Origin of the sequence: Ramlibacter tataouinensis (genome assembly GCF_001580455.1) — a bacterium.
Taxonomy (GTDB): domain Bacteria; phylum Pseudomonadota; class Gammaproteobacteria; order Burkholderiales; family Burkholderiaceae_C; genus Ramlibacter; species Ramlibacter tataouinensis_B.
Map to the genome: position 1 here is coordinate 117,356 of NZ_CP010951.1, position 18,620 is coordinate 135,975.

Here is an 18,620-nt window from a genome sequence, read left to right on the forward strand (position 1 = left end):
GGGGTATCAGTCGGTTCATGGATTCACCTCTTTTGTGCAATCAATGCGGCCGACTCTAGGAATGATTTGTGACAACCCCGTGACATGGCCCGGCGGTGCGGGGAAATTTCCCGCGCAACACCGCCCGCTGTCATCGAAGCGTCATGCGGCGGTCACAGATGCGTCACATCGGCTTCCTAAGCTCTGCCCCGTCTCAACCTCGAGGAAATCCAAAATGATCCAACGCCGCCTCGTCGCCCTGTTGCCCGCCGCCGCGCTCCTTGCTGCCTGCGCGACCTCCACCCCGCAACCGGCCTCCGTCGCCGATGCCCTGGCCCGCGATCCCGAGCTGAGCACGGTCAATGAGCTCGTCAACCGCGCCGGCCTGTCCGAAACGCTGCGCACCGGCGGCCCCTACACTTTCTTCGCGCCGACCAACGCCGCGTTCAAGGCCGTGCCGGCCAAGACCATGGACGAGCTGAACAGCAACCCGGCGCGCCTGAAGGCCGTGCTGTCCTACCACGTCCTGCCCTCAAGGCTCATGGCGGCCGACGTGCGCAACGGCAGTGTCCAGACCAGCCAGGGCGCCAAGCTCGAGCTCTCGCGCGCCGGCAGCTACGTGACGGTCGAGGACGCCATGGTCCAGCACGCCGATATCGCGGCGGCCAACGGCGTCGTGCATACGGTCGATCGCGTGCTGCTGCCGCCGTCCCGCTGAAATCGTGAGATCGCGACCCATCAACCGCCGCCAGATGCTGGCTGCGGCGGCCACCCTCGCTGCCCCGGCGTGGGCGCTGGCGCAGTCGGGCAAGGCGTCCGCCCGCGGCATCACGATCGCGCAGATCGTGGACACCTCGCCAGCCCAGCAAGACGTTTCCAAGGACTTCCTGATCGGCTCGCGCGCCGCGTGGCAGGACGTCAATGCCCGCGGCGGCCTGCGCGGCCGCACCGTGCAGCACGCGACGATCGAAGTCGACGGCACGGCCGCCAGCGTGCGTGCCGCGCTTGCCTCGGTGCGCGACAACCCCGACTGCCTGCTGCTGTGCGGCAGCGCCGGCGATGTCGCCGCCACCCGCGTGGCCACGGCGCTGCGCGCGGAACGGCTCGGCATCGCGCATGTGGCCCCTTGGCTGCAGAACTCCGGGCTCGAGCTGGACGACCAGACCTTCCCGATCTTCGCGCCGCGGCAGGAACAGATCGCCCATGCGCTCAAATCGCTGAGCGTGGTGAACGTGCGCGAGCTCGGGGTCGTCTATGCGGGCGAGCAGGAGTACGCCGGGCACAGGAATGAGCTGGAGCACGCCGCAGCCGCGCTGGGCCTGAAGATCGTCGCCTACCGCGGCAGCAACCTGGCGCAGCTGGGCCAGCAACTGACGCAGGCCTCGCCGGCCATCCTGCTGTTCGTCGGCGGCACGCCCGAGCTGGTCCAGTTCACCCAGGGGCTGGAGCGGCAATCGCGTCAGCGCTACGTCGTGGCGCTGGCCGACGTCAACCTGCAGACACTGCAGCAGATGGGCGCCGCCCGCCACACGCCGGTGATCGCCACGCAGTCCGTGCCCATGGTCACGGCCAGCCACCCCATCGTGCGCAAGTACCGTGAGGTGCTGGCCCGGCTGTTCGACGAGCCGCCGGCGCCCCTCAGCCTGGCCGGCTTCATCGCCGCCCGCTACGCGTTCGAGGTGTTGGGTGGCGTGGACGGCCAGCTGAGCCGAGCCTCCGTGCTCGCAGCTTTCCAGCGGCGCGAGACGCTCGACGTCGGCGGCTTCCGCGTCAGCTACGACGGCCGTCGCCGCGGCGGCACCTTCGTCACGCAAAGCATGCTCACCACCGACGGCCGGGTGATCGGCTGACCGGCCCGGGGGCACCGGCGGCCGCTAACATGCTGGCCCATCCTTCTGTTCGATTCCCGAATGCAAAACGGTTCCCTGCTCGCCGCGGTCGATCTCGGCTCCAACAGTTTCCGCCTGGAAATCGGGCGCCTGGAGCACGGGCAGATCCGGCGCACCGAGTACATCAAGGAGACCGTCCGCCAAGGCAGCGGGCTCGATGCCTCCCGCAACCTCACCCAGGAAGCCATGCAGCGCGGCTGGGACTGCCTGGCCAGGTTCGCCGAGCGCCTGGCCGGCTTTCGCCGCTCGCAAGTGCGCGCCGTGGCCACCCAGACGCTGCGCGAGGCGCGCAATCGCGACGCCTTCCTGGCCCAGGCGCACCGGACCCTGGGCTTTCCCATCGACGTGATCTCGGGCACCGAAGAGGCGCGCCTGATCTACCAGGGCGTGGCCCACCTGCTGCCGCAATCGGATGAACAGCGGCTGGTGGTGGACATCGGCGGACGGTCCACGGAGCTGATCCTGGGGCAGCACGTTGATGCGAACCTGATGGCCAGCTATCGCGTGGGCAGCGTCGCCTGGTCGATGCGCTACTTCCCGCAGGGCGCATTGACGCACGAGGCCTTCGATGAAGCCGAACTCGCCGCGCAGGCGGTGCTGGAGGAAGCGCTGGACGCCTACGAGCGCGACCGGTGGGAGGTGGCCTACGGCTCCTCGGGCACCATAGGCGCGGTAGCCGACATCGTTGCCGCGGCCGGCGGGCCGGCCGGCCTGATCACCCGCGAAGACCTGGACCGGCTGCGGGCCGAGCTGGTGGCCAGCGGCCATGTCGACAAGGTGCGGCTTCCCAGCCTCAAGGACGACCGCCGGCCGGTGATCGGCGGGGGTCTGAGCGTCCTGCGCGCCGTGTTCGACACCCTGCAGATCGACAGCATGCAGGCCGCGCAAGGCGCGCTGCGCCATGGCGTGCTCTACGACATGCTCGATCGCGAGCAGCCGGTGACCGACATGCGATCGACCACGGTGAAACGCCTGTGCGCGAAGTTCGACGCCGATGCGGCGCAGGCGGCGCGGGTGGCTGCCGCAGCCTGCACCCTGCTTCGCCAGCTGCGGCATGCCGATGACGACCAGGTGCTGGCCCGTCACGAGCGCAAGCTCTCCTGGGCCGCGCAGCTTCACGAGATCGGCAGCACGGTCTCGCACAGCGACTACCACAAGCACGGCGCCTACATTCTCGACAACACCGACGCGCCGGGTTTCGCGGCGCATGAGTTGCATCGCCTGGGCCAGCTGGTGCTCGGGCACCGGGGCAAGCTGCGCAAGCTCGACATCGACTTCGGCGACGAACCCTTTGTGCACCAGCTGGCCTGCATCCGGCTGGCGGTGATCCTGTGCCATGCGCGGCGCGACCCCGAACTGCGCGGCCTGCAGCTTTCGGGCGGCGACCGCAGCATGACCTTGAAGCTGCCCGCCGCCTGGTCAGCGAAGCATCCGCAATCGGCCTGGCTGCTGCGCGAGGAAGCCGCCGCCTGGCAGAAGACGCCCTGGGCTTTCGAGCTGGGCTGAGGTCAGGCCTGGCCGGGTGAGAGCGCCGCCATCAGCACGGCCTCCTGCCCGCCCTCGCGCTCGCGCGAGCGGAACCACCACACCCCGCCCTTCCGGATCGTCAGCCCGCGGCCGTCGACGCCCAGCAGATGGGCCGCGGTCTCACCCAAGAGAGGCTGGTGGCCGACGATCAGGACCGGCTGCCTGCTGTCAGGCCACCGTGCCGCCGCCAGCAGCGCATCGGGGCTGCCGCCTGGCGCCAGCTCTTCGCGCACCTTGTACTTGCGGCCCAGCGCCATCACCGTTTGCTCGCAGCGCAGGGCCGGGCTGCACAGGATCCGGGCGCTGTCCACCAGTTGCCGGTCCAGCCACAGGGCCACGCGGGCGGCCTGCTTCTCGCCATGGGTCGTGAGCGCGCGCCGCAGGTCGTCGGCGCCCGGGGCGACCTCTTCCGCTTCGGCATGCCGCCACAGGATCAGTTCCACCTTCTCAAGCCCTTTCCTGTCCCGCCGGCGCCGCATACCTGGTCATCAGCGCCGCCTGGGCGCCATGGCCCTTGAGCTCGCCTGCCCGGGGCGCGCGCTTGTAGCGGCCATCGGGCATCAGGTCCCAGGCATCGCAGTCGTCGTGCAGGTAGGCCACCAGGCACTCGTCGATGATGCGCTGGCGCAGCGCCGGGTCGTTGACCGGCCATGCCAGCTCGACCCGCCGGAGCATGTTGCGGTTCATCCAGTCGGCGCTGGAGAGGTACACCTGCTCGTCGTGGTCGAGGCGGAAGTAGAAGACGCGCGAGTGCTCCAGGAAGCGGCCGATGACGGAGCGCACCCGGATGTTGTCGGTGACGCCCGGCTGGCGCGCCGGCAGGATGCAGGCGCCCCGCACGAGCAGGTCGATGTGCACGCCCATCTTGCCGGCGCGCACCAGCGCCTCGCTCAGCGGAACGTCGGTCAGCGCATTGAGCTTGAGCACGATCCGGGCCTTCTTACCCTGGGCCGCGGCGGCGCCAAGCGCTTCGATCCTGTCGATCAGCTTACGATGCAGGTGGAAAGGCGCGAGCCAGACCTGCGCCATGCGCGGCAGCCGGCTGTGGCTGGCCAGGTGCACGAACACGTTGTCGACATCCGCCGTGATGTGGGGGTCGGCCGTGAAGAAGCCGAGGTCGGTGTACAGGCGCGCGGTCTGCGGGTTGTAGTTGCCCGTCGACAGGTGGGCATAGCGCACCAGGCTGCGACCCTCGCGCCGCGTCACCAGCAGCATCTTGGCGTGCGTCTTCAGGCCCACGACGCCATACACGACCTGGGCGCCGATCGCCTCGAGCCGCTCGGCCCAGTTGATATTGGCTTCCTCGTCGAAACGGGCCTTCAGTTCCACCACGGCGGTGACTTCCTTGCCCAGGCGCACCGCTTCGGCCAGGAGTTCCATCAGCTCCGAGTCCGCGCCGGTGCGGTAGATGGTCTGGCGGATCGCCAGCACTTTGGGGTCCTGCACGGCCTCGCGCAGGAAGGCCAGCACGCCGTCGAAGCTCTCGAAGGGGTGGTGCACGAGGATGTCGCGCTTCCTGACCTGGTCGAGGATCGAACGCCCCGGCTGCAGCTGCACCGGATACGAGGGCCTGAACGCGGGAAACAGCAGCTTGGGCGCATCGACCAGATCGATCAGTTGCGCCAGCCGCACCAGGTTCACCGGTCCGTGGACGCGGTACAGGCATGGCGCGGGCAGTGCGAATTGCGCCAGCAGGAAGGCGGCCAGGAACTCGGAGCACCCGGCGGACACCTCCAGCCGTAGCGCCTGTCCGTAGTGGCGCTGCTGCAGCCCCAGGCGAAGGGCCGTGCGCAGGTCCTTCACATCGTCCTCGTCCACCGCCAGGTCGGAGTGCCGCGTGACGCGGAACTGCGAGAACTCGCCCACCTCTCGACCCGGGAACAGGCTGGCCAGGTGGGCCCGGATGACGCTGGACAGTGATACGAACAGGGTCTTCTTCCCCGATACCTTGGGCGGCATTCGGATCAGCCGCGGCAGCACGCGCGGCACCTTCACGATCGCGATCTCGTTCTCGCGGCCGAAGGCGTCTTTGCCGCCCAGACGCACGATGAAGTTGAGCGATTTGTTGGCCACCTGCGGGAAGGGGTGCGCAGGATCCAGCCCGACCGGGACCAGCAGGGGACGCACTTCGGACTCGAAGTACGAATGCACCCAGGCCCGCTGGGCCGCGTTGCGCTCGCCATGCGCCACGATGGCGATGCCCTGCCTGGCGAAGGCCGGCATCAGCTCGTCGTTGTAGAGCGCGTACTGGCGGCCCACCAGCGCATGCGCCGCGCGCGCCAGGGCTTCGAAGCCCTGCGCGCCCTTCAGATCGCCGGCCTTCAGCGCATCGAGGTGCGTCGCCGCGCGCACCTCGAAGAACTCGTCCAGGTTGGATGAGACGATGCACAGGTAGCGCAGGCGCTCCAGCAGCGGCACATCGGTGCGATGGGCCCAGTCGAGCACCCGCTCGTTGAAGGCGAGGATGCTGTGGTCGCGATCGATGAAGGCAACCGCCTCATGGAGGGGCGGCACGGGAACGGCGGACATGACTCTTTCGTGGCTGAGTCATGACAGTGTCGAACGCCCGGATGACAGTTGTGTGACAGCGCAGTCCACGTTCGACCTGGCGCCGGCGCGCGCGGGAACGAGATGGCTCTCGAACACGGCGGCGGCCCGGCCCCAGCTGAAGTCCAGCGCCCTCGCGCGCGCCTCCCCGCGCGGAACGGCCAGGGCGGCGTGGCAGGCCTGGCGAAGGTCCTCATGCATCGCGCCGCCCAGCGTGCGGCCGCTCTCGTTGCGGCGGCCCAGCACTTCCAGCGGGCCGTCGGCCGGATAGGCCGCGACCGGCGTGCCGCAGGCCATGGCCTCGACCATCACCAGCCCGAAGGTGTCGGCGTGGCTGGGGAACACGAACACGTCGGCCGCGGCGTACAGCTGGGCCAGCCGGTCGCGCGACAGCAAGCCGACCCAGCGCACATGCGGGTAGCGCTGCTTCAGCTGGGCTTCCACCGGCCCAACGCCGCACACCACCTTGCTGCCGGGGAACTCCATGTCCAGGAAGGCGCCGATGTTCTTCTCGTACGAAACGCGACCGACGAACAGCGCCAGCGGGCGCGGCAAGTCGCCCAGCGGCACCCAGTCACGCGCCTGTGCCTGGAACTGGAACAGCGAGGCGTCCACGCCATGAGTCCAGGCCCGCAGATTGCGAAAGCCGCGCTGATCCAGCATCCGAAGGACGCTCTCGGTCGGCACCATGACGCCCGAGGACGGCCGGTGGAAGCGGCGCATCAGCGCGTAGCCCCAGGACACGGGCACCCTCAGCGCCGCGTTCACGATCTCGGGAAACTTGGTGTGGAAAGCGGTGGTGAAGGCCAGGCCGGCCTTGAGGCAGTAGCGGCGTGCCGCCCAGCCGAGCGGCCCCTCCGTGGCGAGGTGGATGGCTTCCGGCCGGAAGGCGTCCAGCAATTCGCCCAGGCGGCGCGCGGGACGGACCGCAAGATCGATCCCGGGGTAGCCGGGGCACGGCCGGCGCGGAAACTGCTGGGGCTCGATCACCTTGACTTCGTGGCCGGCCGCGCGCAACTCGCGCACCAGCTCGACCAGCGTGGTGACCACCCCGTTGACCTGGGGCTGCCAGGCATCCGTGACCAGCGCGATTCTCATGAGGCCTCCTGCAGTGTCCTGCTCGACCGGGCCGGCGGCACTTCGTGGGTCGGGGCCCAGTGCACCAGTTCCAGCGTCCCATCCAGGTGTTCGACCAGCGCGCTGCGGCTCTCGACCCAGTCGCCGTCGTTGCAATAGAGCACACCGCCGATGCTGCGCATCTCGGCGCGATGGATATGGCCGCAGACCACGCCCTGGTAGCCGCGCCGGCGCGCTTCGCCGGCCACGGCCTGCTCGAAGTCGGTGACGTAGTTCAGTGCCTTCTTGACCTTGTGCTTGAGGTAGGCCGACAGCGACCAGTACGGCAGCCCAAGCCGGCCGCGCAGCCGGTTCAGGTGACGGTTGAGCCTGAGCATGAGCTCGTAGAGGTTGTCGCCGACGTAGGCCAGCCACTTCGCGCACTGCACCACCGCATCGAAGTCGTCGCCGTGCACCACCCAGAGCCGGCGCCCGTCCGCCATGGTGTGGACCGCCTCGCGCGCGACCTCGATGCCGCCAAAGGACTGGCCGTCGAACTGGCGCGCGAACTCGTCATGGTTGCCGGGCACGTAGATCACGCGGCAGCCCTTGCGGGCGGCGCGCAGGAGCTTTTGCACCACGTCGTTGTGCGGCTGCGGCCAGAACCAGCGCTTGCGCAGCTGCCAGCCGTCGACGATGTCGCCCACCAGGTACAGCTGTTCGCAAGGGTGGTGCTTGAGGAAATCCAGCAGGGCCAGCGCCTGGCAACCCGGCGTGCCGAGGTGGATGTCGGACACGAACACCGTGCGCACGCGGCGCCCGGGCGACGCATGTGCAAGCTCCTGCGCGCCGGCGGCCGCGATGCCGCCTCCCGGGGGAATGACGGCATCGAAGGCCATGCGCGCGCTCACGCCGCGAACTGCCTGCGGAAACGGGCCGGCAGCTCGGCGATGCGCATCAGCATCGGCAGATCGGCGGAGTTGAAGTCGGGATCCCAGGCCGGCGGCCCCAGCACCTTGGCGCCCAGGCGCAGGTAGGCGCGCACCAGCGCCGGGGGTTCCACATCGAGCGAGCCGTCGAGGTGCTCCAGCGGCAGCGGCATGCGCGGACGCACCTGGAACTCGATGGGCGCCAGGTGCGTGCGCTGCACCTGCCGCCAGATGCTGGCCGCCGCATCGCCGCCCAGCCCGCCGTTGTGCAGCATGGGGATGCTGACGCAGCCGATCATGTTGTCCAGGCGGTTGCGTGCCATGAAGTCCGCCAGCGCCCCCCAGAGGGCGAGCACCACGCCGCCATGGCGGTGGTCGGGATGCACGCAGCTGCGGCCCAGCTCCACCATGCGGTCGCGCAGGTGGCGCAGGCGCGTGAGGTCGAACTCCGTGTCGCTGTAAAAACTGCCCGCCCGCTTGGCTTGCGCCGGCGTCAACACGCGGTAGGTGCCGATCACCCGGCCGGTCGCGCCCTCACGCACCAGCAGGTGTTCGCAGTAGTCGTCGAACAGGTCGACGTCGTGCCCGGGAACGGTGCCACCGAGCTGGGCGCCCATCTCGCCGGCGAACACGCTGTATCTCAGGCGCTGTGCTTCCCGGACTTCGTCCAGGTGCCGGGCCCAAGCCACCGTGGTGTGCGCGCCAACGCCGGCCGGGGTGGCCGGGGCCATGCCTCGGCGCGGGAAGCCGGAGGAAATGTCATTGATCGCATGCAGCAGTTCGCTCATGTCCGAGGAGTCTGAGCTGCTGAGGTGACATGCACATGGCAGTTTGGCGTCTGTTTCGTGACGCTTGCCGGCGATGAGTCATCCGGAGCTGAAGCATCGGATGGCGGCCGCGCGAGCCGCCAGGCTTCCTGCGTGGCAGGCCGGTGACAGCCGGCCGCCGGCCGCTCAGCGGGCGCGCACGGTATCGGCCAGGCGCTCCGCGGTGCGCTGGGCCTGCCCGGCGTCGCGCGCTTCCACCATCACCCGCAGCACCGGCTCGGTGCCGCTGGCGCGGATCAGGACGCGGCCGTGATCGCCGAGCTCGGCTTCCGCGCGCTTGGTTTCTTCGGCCAGTGCGCGGTTCTGCCGCCAGTCCTCGCCGCCGGCCATGCGCACGTTGATGAGCGTCTGCGGAAAAAGCGTCACGCCCTCCAGCAGCTCGGCGGGCAACTTGCCGCTGCGGGCGCAGGCCTTGAGCACCTGCAAGGCGCTGATCAGGCCGTCGCCGGTGGTGTGCTTGTCCAGCGCCAACAGGTGGCCCGAGCCTTCGCCACCCAGCAGCCAGCCGCGCTGCTCCAGCTCCTCGAGCACGTAGCGGTCGCCCACCTTGGCCCGCACGAACTCCACGCCCCGGGCCTTCAGCGCCACTTCGACCGCCATGTTGGTCATCAGCGTCCCAACCACGCCCGGCACCTGCTCGCCGTGCGCCAAGCGGTCGATGGTCATGATGTAGAGCAGCTCGTCGCCGTTGAACAGCCGGCCGCTCGAATCCACCAGCTGCAGCCGGTCGGCGTCGCCGTCCAGCGCGATGCCGAACTGGGCACCGCGCGCCTTCACCGCCTCGACCAGCGCTGCGGGATGCGTGGCGCCGACCTTGTCGTTGATGTTCAGGCCGTCCGGCGAGCAGCCGATACCGTGCACCTCGGCACCGAGTTCGTGGAAGACCTTGGGTGCGATGTGATAGGCCGCGCCGTTGGCCGCATCGACCACGATGGACAGGCCGCGCAGGCTCAGGTCGCTGGCGAAGGTGCTCTTGCAGAACTCGATGTAGCGGCCGGGGGCGTCGTCCAGGCGCCGGGCCTTGCCCAGCGTCGCCGAATCGGCCCAGGCCGGCGGCTCGGCCAGCGCGGCTTCGACGGCCATCTCCCATTCGTCGGGCAGCTTGGTGCCTTGGGCGCTGAAGAACTTGATGCCGTTGTCCGGATACGCGTTGTGGCTGGCGCTGATCACCACCCCCAGGCTGGCGCGCTGGGCCCGCGTGAGGTAGGCCACGCCCGGCGTGGGCAAGGGCCCGAGCAGCACCACGTCCACGCCGGCGGAGTTGAAGCCGGACTCCAGCGCGCTCTCCAGCATGTAGCCGGAGATGCGGGTGTCCTTGCCGATCAGCACCGTGGGGCGCTGCTCGCGGCGCTTGAGCACGCGGCCCACCGCATGCGCCAGGCGCAGCACGAAATCGGGCGTGATCGGCGCCTGGCCGACCGTGCCGCGGATGCCGTCCGTGCCGAAATAGGTTCTGCTCATTCCCTGTGCTCCAGGCTCGCGCCCAGCGCGGCCATCATGGCGACCCGCACCTTCAGCGCGGCCACCGTTTCCTTCACTTCGTGGACGCGCACCACGTGCGCGCCCCGCTCCACCGCCAGCAGCGCCGCCGCCACGCTGGGTGCCAGGCGTTCGTCGACCGGCAGTCCGGTGACGGTGCCCAGCGAGGACTTGCGCGACCAGCCCACCAGCAGCGCGTACCCGGCCGACAGCAGTTCCTGCTGGCGGGCCAGCAGCGCGAAATTCTGCTCCACCGTCTTGCCGAAGCCGATGCCCGGGTCCCAGGCCACGCGTTCGCGCGCCACGCCGCGTTCGAGCAGGGCCTGCGAGATGCCCTGCAGGAACTGCCGCACCTGCGGCACCGCGTCGCCCTGCATGGGATCGCGTTGCATGGTCTGCGGCTCCCCATGCATGTGCATGATGCAGACGCCGCATCGCGGATGAGCAGCCACCGCTTCCAGCGCACCGTGTCGCCGCAGCCCGAAGATGTCGTTGACGATGTCGGCGCCCAGGTCCAGGGCCTCGCGCATCATCTCCGGCTTGTACGTGTCCACCGACACCGGCACGCCCAGCGTCACCGCGTGGCGCAACACCGGCAACACCCGCCGGCGCTCCTCTTCCAGGTCCACCGGCGGCGTGCCGGGCCGGCTGGATTCGCCACCGATGTCCAGGATGTCCGCGCCTTGCGCGAGCAGCGCCTCGCAGTGCGCCGCCGCCGACGGCGTGCTGGCAAAACGGCCGCCGTCGGAGAATGAATCCGGCGTCACGTTCACGATGCCCATCACCCGGGGCCGGGACAGGTCGATGCGAAAGCGTGACGTCTGCCAATGCATGAGGCGATTGTGCCCGCTCCGCGCGGGCGCCCTGGGTCGGAGAAGAGGCCAAAGAAAAAGGGGCTGGGTCACCACCCAGCCCCAGTACGTGCGATGCGGGATCAGGCCGCGCTGGGCGCGGGATTGTCGGCGCCCACCGCGCTGCCGCCGGGCCCGGACGAGGGCGGCGTGCGCGGCGTGAAGTCCTTGGGCGGACGCGGATCCTTGCCGGCCATGATGTCGTCGAGCTGCTCGGCGTCGATGGTTTCCCACTCGAGCAGGGCCTTGGCCATGGCATGCATCTTGTCGCTGTTGTCCTCGATCAGCTTGCGCGCCAGGTGGTACTGCTCGTCGATGATGCGGCGCACTTCCTGGTCGACCTTCTGCATGGTCTGCTCGCTGATGTTGGTGGTCTTGGTGACCGAGCGGCCGAGGAAGACCTCGCCCTCGTTCTCCGCGTACACCATCGGGCCGAGCGCGTCGGACATGCCGTAGCGCATCACCATGTCGCGCGCCAGGTGGGTGGCGCGCTCGAAGTCGTTGGAAGCGCCGGTGGTCATCTGGTTCATGAACACCTCTTCCGCGATGCGCCCGCCGAACAGCATGGCGATCTGGTTGAGCATGTACTCGCGGTCGTAGCTGTAGCGGTCCTTCTCGGGCAGGCTCATGGTCACGCCCAGCGCGCGGCCGCGCGGGATGATGGTGACCTTGTGCACCGGGTCGCACTTGGGCAGCAGCTTGCCGATGAGCGCGTGGCCGGCCTCGTGGTAGGCGGTGTTTCGGCGCTCTTCCTCGGGCATGACCATGGACTTGCGCTCCGGGCCCATGATGATCTTGTCCTTGGCCTTCTCGAAGTCCTGCATCTCCACCACGCGCGCGTTGCGGCGGGCGGCCATCAGGGCAGCCTCGTTGCACAGGTTGGCCAGGTCGGCGCCGGACATGCCCGGCGTGCCGCGGGCGATCACGGCTGGATTGACATCCTGGCCAATCGGCACCTTGCGCATGTGCACGTTCAGGATCTGCTCGCGACCACGGATGTCGGGCAGCGTCACATAGACCTGGCGGTCGAAGCGGCCCGGGCGCAGCAGCGCGGCGTCCAGGATGTCCGGGCGGTTGGTGGCGGCCACCACGATCACGCCCAGGTTGGTCTCGAAGCCGTCCATCTCGACCAGCATCTGGTTGAGCGTCTGCTCGCGCTCGTCGTTGCCGCCGCCCAGGCCGGCGCCGCGCTGGCGGCCGACCGCGTCAATTTCATCGATGAAGATGATGCAGGGGGCGTTCTTCTTGGCGTTCTCGAACATGTCGCGCACGCGCGCCGCGCCCACGCCGACGAACATCTCGACGAAATCGGAGCCGGAGATCGAGAAGAACGGCACCTTGGCCTCGCCGGCGATGCCCTTGGCCAGCAGCGTCTTGCCGGTGCCTGGCGGGCCGACCAGCAGCAGGCCGCGCGGAATGCGCCCGCCCAGCTTCTGGAACTTCTGCGGGTCCTTCAGGAAGTCGACGACTTCCTTGACTTCTTCCTTGGCTTCGTCGCAGCCGGCAACGTCGGCGAAGGTCACCTGGTTGTTGTTCTCGTCGAGCATGCGCGCCTTGCTCTTGCCGAAGCTGAAGGCGCCGCCCTTGCCGCCGCCCTGCATCTGGCGCATGAAATAGATCCACACGCCGATCAGCAGCAGCATCGGGCCCCAGCTGACCAGCAGGGTCATCAGCAGCGAGCCTTCCTCGCGCGGCTTGACGTCGAACTTGACGTTGTTGTTGATCAGGTCGCCCACCAGCCCCTTGTCGAGGTAGGTCGCGGTCGTGCGCACCTTGCGGTCATCGGTGGTGATGGCCACGATCTCGGTGCTGCCGGCCTGCCCTTCCTGGATGACGGCGTTCTTGATCTGCTTGTTGCGCACCTGCTCGAGGAAGTCGGAATAGCCGACCACCGACGCGCCCGCGGCGCCGCGCGTGTCGAATTGCTTGAAGACGGTGAACAGCACGAGTGCTATCACCAGCCACACCGCAATCTTGGAAAACCACTGATTGTTCAAACGCGTCTCCGGAAGGGGGTTTGACCCTAGTTGCCACCCATTCTAGGGGTTTCAAGTAGGGCATGACGTAGTACTGCCACTTGACCAGGGGGCAGCGGCAGATGGCGGTGGGCCACCCGGCGCTCCCCAGCTCATCCGTGCCGTTTCAGGCCGATGCCCACCAGGAAGGTCTCGGAAGACTTGTCGCGCGAGGCTTTGGGCTTGAGAGGCTTGACGGTCCGGAAAGTTTCCTTGAACAGCTTGACCAGCTGGCTATAGCCGCTGCCATGAAACAGCTTGACCACCAGCGCCCCTTCCGGCTTAAGGTGGACCTGGGCAAATTCCACGGCCAGTTCCACCAGATGGGAAATCCGGGCGGCGTCGGAGGACTCGATGCCCGAGAGGTTGGGCGCCATGTCCGAGACCACCACGTCGGCCATCCGGCCGCCCATGGCTTCGTGCAGTTGGTCCAGCACCTGCGGTTCCCGGAAGTCGCCTTGCAGGAAGCGCACGCCCTCGATCGGCTCCATGGGCAGGATGTCCATCGCCAGGATGCTGCCATTGAGCTCCCCGGCCGCCGCCCCTTGCGGGGCCAGCTTGCGCCGCAGGTACTGGCTCCAGGCGCCGGGCGCCGAGCCCAGGTCCACCACCATGTGGCCCGGCTTGATCAGGCTCAAGGTTTCGTCGATCTCCTTGAGCTTGTAGGCCGCCCGCGCCCGGTAGCCCTCTTTGGTCGCCAGCTTCACATAGGGATCGTTCAGATGGTCGTTCAACCATGCCCGATTCACCTTCTTGCTCTTCGTCTTGATCTTCATCGTTAGGGCTTATCGCTCCAGAGATAATACGCACATGCCCCGCATCGAACTCTCCGTGGCCGAACGCAAGGTCCACCGCGCCGAAGCGCACCACCTCGACCCCGTGGTCATGATCGGCAGCGACGGGCTGACGCCCGCCGTTCGCAAGGAGATCGACGCGGCCCTCAAGGCCCACGGGCTCATCAAGGTCCGCGTGTTGGGCGACGACCGAGAGCAGCGCGAAGAGATGTTCCTCGCGCTGGCCGATGAGCTCCGCGCCGCCCCCATCCAGCACATCGGCAAGCTGTTCGTGTTCTGGCGGCCGAAGCCGGCCAAGGAAAAGGCCGTCGACGAGGACCGCATGCCGGGGCCGCGCGAGTTCAAGGTCCTCAAGTACAGCAGCCGCGGCGGCCAGCGTCCGGAAGTCAAGACCCTGCGCGTCCTCGGCAACCAGCGCCTCACGCCCGGCGGCCAGGTCAAGCGCGCCAAGCCCAAGCAGAAGTCGACCAAGAAGGGGCGCTGAGGGCCGCCCGGATCAGGCCGGCCGGCTTCCCGGCGCCAGCTTGCACAGCGTCACCAGCGCGCACAGCCACTGCAGGGCAAACAGGCCGCTGCCGATCCCGTGCCACAGCCTGAGGTTCTCACGCGCCATGATGCGCGGTGCGATCGCGAACTCCTGCAACAGCGCACACAGCAAACCGGCGACGACGAAGACCAGCGCCCCTCGCCCCCAGTCCATCCGCGCCGGCTCACCCGGGGAGCGCGAAGCCAGCAGCATCATCACGCCGCAGCCCAGCGACACCCAGGTTTGCGCGCTGAACAGCTTGGCGGCCGTCTGGCCGGCCAGGGCCGGGGTCGGCAGGTGCACGAACAGCAGGGGCACGGCCATGAAGCCGATCGCCGTCAGGCTGCCCCACCAGAGGGCGGCGGCCAGCACCGGGACGCGCGCCCTCATCGGCCTCAGACGTACTCGACGCCGACGATCTCGTAGCGCTTGATGCCGCCGGGTGCCTGCACCTCGGCCGTGTCGCCCTCCTCCTTGCCAATCAGCGCACGCGCGATCGGGCTGGAGATGTTGATGAGTCCCTGCTTGAGGTCGGCTTCGTCCTCGCCGACGATCTGGTACTTGACCTGTTCGCCGCTGTCCTCCTCCTCGAGCTCGACGGTGGCGCCGAACACCACGCGCCCGCCGGCCTCGACCGAGGTCGGGTCGATGATCTGGGCCGCCGCCAGCTTGCCTTCGATTTCCTGGATCCGGCCCTCGATGAAGCCCTGGCGGTCCTTGGCTGCGTCGTACTCGGCGTTTTCCGACAGGTCGCCCTGCGCGCGGGCCTCGGCGATCGCATTGATCACCGAAGGCCGATCAACGGTCTTCAGGCGATGCAACTCGGTCTTGAGCTGCTCCGCCCCGCGTCTGGTGATTGGAATGGTGGCCATGTTCAGTTTCGGGAATAAAAGCGAAACCGCCGGCCGTTGCCGACCGGCGGTTCGTGTCCTTGCAGGGATGAATTATAAGACACCCCTGCCTGGGCCGTTCAGGCAAGCTGGGCGTGAAGCTCCTGCAGCGAAGACACCGTCAGCGCGTCCATGTACTTCATGCCTTCCACCGCTGCCTCGGCGCCGGCGATGGTGGTGAAGGTCGTCACGCGCGCCAGCAGGGCCGAAGTGCGGATGGCCCGCGAGTCGGCAATGGCGTTGCGGCGCTCTTCCACGGTGTTGATCACCATGCAGATCTCGTTGTTCTTGATCATGTCCACCACGTGCGGGCGGCCTTCCGTGACCTTGTTCACGGCCTGGCAGGCGATGCCGGCGGCGCTGATGGCCGCGGCCGTTCCCTTGGTGGCGACGATCTCGAAGCCCTGCACGGCCAGCTGCCGCGCCACCTCGACCGCGCGCGGCTTGTCGCTGTTCTTTACCGTGAGGAAGACCTTCTTGGCCGCATCGGCCGGACGCGGCAGGCGGGTGCCGGCGCCCAGCTGGCTCTTCACGAAGGCCTCGCCGAAGGTCTTGCCCACGCCCATCACCTCGCCGGTGGACTTCATCTCCGGCCCCAGGATGGTGTCCACGCCCGGGAACTTCACGAAGGGGAACACCGCTTCCTTGACGCTGAAGTACGGCGGGGTCACCTCGTCCTTGATCCCCTGCTGGTCCAGCGTCTGCCCGACCATGCAGCGGGCCGCGACCTTGGCCAGCTGGATGCCGGTGGCCTTGCTGACGTAAGGCACGGTGCGCGAGGCGCGCGGATTGACTTCCAGCACGTAGATCACGTCCTTGCCGTCCTGCTGCTGGATCGCGAACTGCACGTTCATCAGGCCCACCACGTTCAAGGCGCGGGCCATGGCTGCCGTCTGGCGCTTGAGCTCATCCACCGTCTCCTTGGACAGCGAATACGGCGGCAGCGAACAGGCCGAGTCGCCCGAATGCACGCCCGCCTGCTCGATGTGTTCCATCACGCCGCCGATGAAGGTGCGCTGGCCGTCGCTGAGGCAGTCGACGTCGCACTCGATGGCGTCGTTGAGGAAGCGGTCCAGCAGCACCGGCGAGTCGTTCGAGACCTTGACCGCCTCGCGCATGTAGCGCTCGAGGTCGCGCTGCTCGTGCACGATTTCCATCGCCCGGCCGCCCAGCACGTAGCTCGGCCGCACCACCAGCGGGTAACCCAGCGCGGCCGCCTTTTCCAGGGCCTCCTGCTCGGTGCGCGCGGTGGCGTTCGGCGGCTGGCGCAGGCCCAGCTCATGCAGCAGCTTCTGGAAGCGCTCGCGGTCTTCGGCCGCGTCGATCATGTCGGGGCTGGTGCCGATGATGGGCACGCCCTCGGCTTCCAGGCCCAGCGCGAGCTTCAGCGGGGTCTGGCCGCCGTACTGGACGATCACGCCCAGCGGCTTTTCCTTGTCGACGATCTCCAGCACGTCCTCGAGCGTGAGCGGCTCGAAGTACAGGCGGTCGGAGGTGTCGTAGTCGGTGGACACGGTCTCCGGGTTGCAGTTGACCATGATGGTCTCGTAGCCGTCCTCGCGCATGGCGAGGGCCGCATGGACGCAGCAGTAGTCGAACTCGATGCCCTGGCCGATGCGGTTGGGACCGCCGCCCAGCACCATGATCTTCTTGCGATCGGTCGGCTCGGCTTCGCACTCGTCCTCGTAGGTCGAGTACATGTAGGCGGTGTTGGTGGCGAACTCGGCCGCGCAGGTGTCCACGCGCTTGTACACCGGGCGGATGCCCAGCGCGCGGCGGCGGTCGCGGATGACCTTGTCGGTGGTCTTGAGCTGGCGGGCCAGGCGCCGGTCGGAGAAGCCCTTGCGCTTGAGCATGCGCAGCTGCGCCGCGTCGAGGTCATGAAGGCTCATCTTTTCGAGCGCCAGCTCGATCTGCACGATCTCCTCGATCTGCACCAGGAACCACTTGTCGATCTTGGTCAGCTCGTAGACCTCGTCCACGCTCATGCCCTGGGCGAAGGCGTCGCCCACGTACCAGATGCGCTCCGGCCCGGGCTCGCCCAGTTCCTTTTCGAGCACTTCGCGGTCCTGGGTCTTCTCGTTCAGGCCGTCGACGCCGACTTCCAGGCCGCGCAGGGCCTTCTGGAACGACTCCTGGAAGGTGCGGCCCATGGCCATCACCTCGCCCACCGATTTCATCTGCGTGGTCAGGCGCGAATCGGCCTGCGGAAACTTCTCGAAGGCGAAGCGCGGAATCTTGGTGACCACGTAGTCGATGCTGGGCTCGAAGCTGGCGGGCGTGGCGCCGCCGGTGATCTCGTTGCGCAGTTCGTCCAGCGTGTAGCCCACGGCCAGCTTGGCCGCGACCTTGGCGATCGGGAAGCCGGTGGCCTTGGACGCCAGCGCCGAGGACCGCGACACGCGCGGGTTCATCTCGATCACGATCATCCGCCCGTCCTGAGGGTTGATCGAGAACTGCACATTGGAGCCGCCGGTATCGACGCCGATCTCGCGCAGCACCACGATGGATGCGTTGCGCATGATCTGGTATTCCTTGTCCGTCAGGGTCTGCGCCGGTGCCACGGTGATGGAGTCGCCGGTGTGCACGCCCATCGGGTCGAGGTTTTCGATGGAGCAGACGATGATGCAGTTGTCCGCCTTGTCGCGGACAACTTCCATCTCGAATTCCTTCCACCCCAGCAGCGACTCCTCGATCAGCAGCTCGCTCGTCGGCGAAGCCTCCAGGCCGCGCTTGCAGATGGTCTCGAACTCCTCCGGGTTGTAGGCGATGCCGCCGCCGGTGCCGCCCAGCGTGAAGCTGGGGCGGATCACGACGGGAAAGCCCACGGTCTTCTGCACCGCCCAGGCCTCCTCCAGCGAATGCGCGATGCCCGAGCGCGCCGAGCCCAGGCCGATCTTGGTCATCGCCTCCTTGAACTTCTGGCGGTCTTCGGCCTTGTCGATCGCCTCGGGCGTGGCCCCGATCAGTTCCACGCCGTGCTTTTCCAGCACCCCGTGGTGCCACAGGTCCAGCGCGCAGTTCAGCGCCGTCTGGCCGCCCATGGTCGGCAGGATCGCGTCGGGCTTTTCCTTGGCGATGATCTTTTCAACCGTCTGCCAGGTGATCGGCTCGATGTAGGTCACATCGGCCGTCGCCGGGTCGGTCATGATCGTCGCCGGGTTGCTGTTGATCAGGATGACCTTGTAACCCTCCTGGCGCAGCGCCTTGCAGGCCTGCACGCCGGAGTAGTCGAACTCGCAAGCCTGGCCGATGATGATCGGCCCCGCCCCGATGATCAGGATGGACTTGATGTCGGTACGTTTCGGCAT

16 protein-coding genes are annotated in these 18,620 nt (G+C 68.1%); 4 read left to right on the top strand and 12 right to left on the bottom strand.

The window, feature by feature from the left end:
* Nucleotides 1–214: 214 nt before the first annotated feature.
* The 3 genes from UC35_RS00615 to ppx are packed head-to-tail and all read left to right on the top strand — an operon-like array spanning nucleotide 215 to nucleotide 3,374.
* On the top strand, nucleotides 215–697 hold the full coding sequence (locus UC35_RS00615) for a fasciclin domain-containing protein (RefSeq protein ID WP_061495096.1): 483 nt from the start codon (nucleotides 215–217) through the stop codon (nucleotides 695–697).
* 4 nt (nucleotides 698–701) lie between these two features.
* Nucleotides 702–1,829 (top strand): ABC transporter substrate-binding protein, encoded by a 1,128-nt coding sequence (locus tag UC35_RS00620; protein ID WP_227820420.1) that lies wholly within the window; start codon nucleotides 702–704, stop codon nucleotides 1,827–1,829.
* Nucleotides 1,830–1,889: 60 nt separating this feature from the next.
* Nucleotides 1,890–3,374 carry an exopolyphosphatase gene (ppx, locus tag UC35_RS00625; RefSeq protein ID WP_061495100.1) on the top strand — a complete coding sequence of 495 codons (1,485 nt, stop codon included), beginning with the start codon at nucleotides 1,890–1,892 and terminating at the stop codon, nucleotides 3,372–3,374.
* A gap of 2 nt (nucleotides 3,375–3,376) precedes the next feature.
* Here the strand turns inward: ppx and sixA are convergent, their stop codons facing one another.
* The 9 genes from sixA to UC35_RS00670 all read right to left on the bottom strand — a co-directional run bounded on the left by sixA (nucleotide 3,377) and on the right by UC35_RS00670 (nucleotide 13,875).
* Nucleotides 3,377–3,838 carry a phosphohistidine phosphatase SixA gene (gene sixA, locus UC35_RS00630; RefSeq protein WP_061495102.1) on the bottom strand — a complete coding sequence of 154 codons (462 nt, stop codon included), beginning with the start codon at nucleotides 3,836–3,838 and terminating at the stop codon, nucleotides 3,377–3,379.
* Between the two features lie 4 nt (nucleotides 3,839–3,842).
* Nucleotides 3,843–5,924, bottom strand: coding sequence for a polyphosphate kinase 1 (gene ppk1, locus UC35_RS00635; protein ID WP_061495104.1), 2,082 nt, complete (start codon nucleotides 5,922–5,924; stop codon nucleotides 3,843–3,845).
* Nucleotides 5,925–5,942: 18 nt separating this feature from the next.
* Nucleotides 5,943–7,040 carry a glycosyltransferase family 4 protein gene (locus tag UC35_RS00640; RefSeq protein ID WP_061495106.1) on the bottom strand — a complete coding sequence of 366 codons (1,098 nt, stop codon included), beginning with the start codon at nucleotides 7,038–7,040 and terminating at the stop codon, nucleotides 5,943–5,945.
* Nucleotides 7,037–7,897, bottom strand: coding sequence for a UDP-2,3-diacylglucosamine diphosphatase (locus UC35_RS00645; RefSeq protein ID WP_082793467.1), 861 nt, complete (start codon nucleotides 7,895–7,897; stop codon nucleotides 7,037–7,039). Before UC35_RS00645 ends, UC35_RS00640 begins: the two co-directional genes overlap by 4 nt.
* An 8-nt stretch (nucleotides 7,898–7,905) precedes the next feature.
* Nucleotides 7,906–8,658 (bottom strand): GNAT family N-acetyltransferase, encoded by a 753-nt coding sequence (locus UC35_RS00650; protein WP_227820533.1) that lies wholly within the window; start codon nucleotides 8,656–8,658, stop codon nucleotides 7,906–7,908.
* A gap of 222 nt (nucleotides 8,659–8,880) precedes the next feature.
* Entirely contained in the window at nucleotides 8,881–10,215 is a 1,335-nt protein-coding gene (gene glmM, locus UC35_RS00655; RefSeq protein WP_061495110.1) for a phosphoglucosamine mutase, read from the bottom strand.
* Nucleotides 10,212–11,066, bottom strand: a complete 855-nt coding sequence (gene folP, locus UC35_RS00660) for a dihydropteroate synthase (protein ID WP_061495113.1) — start codon at nucleotides 11,064–11,066, stop codon at nucleotides 10,212–10,214. The genes glmM and folP overlap by 4 nt, the downstream gene beginning before the upstream one ends.
* 101 nt (nucleotides 11,067–11,167) lie before the next feature.
* Entirely contained in the window at nucleotides 11,168–13,081 is a 1,914-nt protein-coding gene (gene ftsH, locus UC35_RS00665; RefSeq protein WP_061495115.1) for an ATP-dependent zinc metalloprotease FtsH, read from the bottom strand.
* A 131-nt stretch (nucleotides 13,082–13,212) separates the two neighbouring features.
* Nucleotides 13,213–13,875 carry an RlmE family RNA methyltransferase gene (locus tag UC35_RS00670; RefSeq protein ID WP_061495116.1) on the bottom strand — a complete coding sequence of 221 codons (663 nt, stop codon included), beginning with the start codon at nucleotides 13,873–13,875 and terminating at the stop codon, nucleotides 13,213–13,215.
* A gap of 34 nt (nucleotides 13,876–13,909) precedes the next feature.
* Here UC35_RS00670 and UC35_RS00675 point away from each other — a divergent pair, with 34 nt between their 5' ends.
* Nucleotides 13,910–14,377, top strand: coding sequence for a YhbY family RNA-binding protein (locus UC35_RS00675; protein WP_061495118.1), 468 nt, complete (start codon nucleotides 13,910–13,912; stop codon nucleotides 14,375–14,377).
* A 12-nt stretch (nucleotides 14,378–14,389) separates the two neighbouring features.
* Here the strand turns inward: UC35_RS00675 and UC35_RS00680 are convergent, their stop codons facing one another.
* The 3 genes from UC35_RS00680 to carB all read right to left on the bottom strand — a co-directional run bounded on the left by UC35_RS00680 (nucleotide 14,390) and on the right by carB (nucleotide 18,620).
* The gene (locus UC35_RS00680; protein WP_061495120.1) at nucleotides 14,390–14,809 is read right to left on the bottom strand and encodes a DUF4149 domain-containing protein; all 420 of its coding nucleotides are present in this window, start codon (nucleotides 14,807–14,809) and stop codon (nucleotides 14,390–14,392) included.
* Between the two features lie 5 nt (nucleotides 14,810–14,814).
* The gene (gene greA / locus UC35_RS00685; protein ID WP_061495122.1) at nucleotides 14,815–15,291 is read right to left on the bottom strand and encodes a transcription elongation factor GreA; all 477 of its coding nucleotides are present in this window, start codon (nucleotides 15,289–15,291) and stop codon (nucleotides 14,815–14,817) included.
* Between the two features lie 98 nt (nucleotides 15,292–15,389).
* Nucleotides 15,390–18,620 carry a carbamoyl-phosphate synthase large subunit gene (carB, locus tag UC35_RS00690; RefSeq protein WP_061495123.1) on the bottom strand — a complete coding sequence of 1,077 codons (3,231 nt, stop codon included), beginning with the start codon at nucleotides 18,618–18,620 and terminating at the stop codon, nucleotides 15,390–15,392.

Excerpts from the sequence above, each read along its gene's own strand:
- UC35_RS00615 (WP_061495096.1), top strand. The coding sequence starts at position 215 with ATGATCCAACGCCGCCTCGTCGCCCTGTTGCCCGCCGCCGCGCTCCTT.
- ppx (WP_061495100.1), top strand. The coding sequence starts at position 1,890 with ATGCAAAACGGTTCCCTGCTCGCCGCGGTCGATCTCGGCTCCAACAGT.
- ppk1 (WP_061495104.1), bottom strand. The coding sequence starts at position 5,924 with ATGTCCGCCGTTCCCGTGCCGCCCCTCCATGAGGCGGTTGCCTTCATC.
- UC35_RS00640 (WP_061495106.1), bottom strand. The coding sequence starts at position 7,040 with ATGAGAATCGCGCTGGTCACGGATGCCTGGCAGCCCCAGGTCAACGGG.
- UC35_RS00645 (WP_082793467.1), bottom strand. The coding sequence starts at position 7,897 with ATGGCCTTCGATGCCGTCATTCCCCCGGGAGGCGGCATCGCGGCCGCC.
- UC35_RS00650 (WP_227820533.1), bottom strand. The coding sequence starts at position 8,658 with ATGGCCCCGGCCACCCCGGCCGGCGTTGGCGCGCACACCACGGTGGCT.
- glmM (WP_061495110.1), bottom strand. The coding sequence starts at position 10,215 with ATGAGCAGAACCTATTTCGGCACGGACGGCATCCGCGGCACGGTCGGC.
- folP (WP_061495113.1), bottom strand. The coding sequence starts at position 11,066 with ATGCATTGGCAGACGTCACGCTTTCGCATCGACCTGTCCCGGCCCCGG.
- UC35_RS00670 (WP_061495116.1), bottom strand. The coding sequence starts at position 13,875 with ATGAAGATCAAGACGAAGAGCAAGAAGGTGAATCGGGCATGGTTGAAC.
- UC35_RS00675 (WP_061495118.1), top strand. The coding sequence starts at position 13,910 with ATGCCCCGCATCGAACTCTCCGTGGCCGAACGCAAGGTCCACCGCGCC.
- UC35_RS00680 (WP_061495120.1), bottom strand. The coding sequence starts at position 14,809 with ATGAGGGCGCGCGTCCCGGTGCTGGCCGCCGCCCTCTGGTGGGGCAGC.
- greA (WP_061495122.1), bottom strand. The coding sequence starts at position 15,291 with ATGGCCACCATTCCAATCACCAGACGCGGGGCGGAGCAGCTCAAGACC.
- carB (WP_061495123.1), bottom strand. The coding sequence starts at position 18,620 with ATGCCGAAACGTACCGACATCAAGTCCATCCTGATCATCGGGGCGGGG.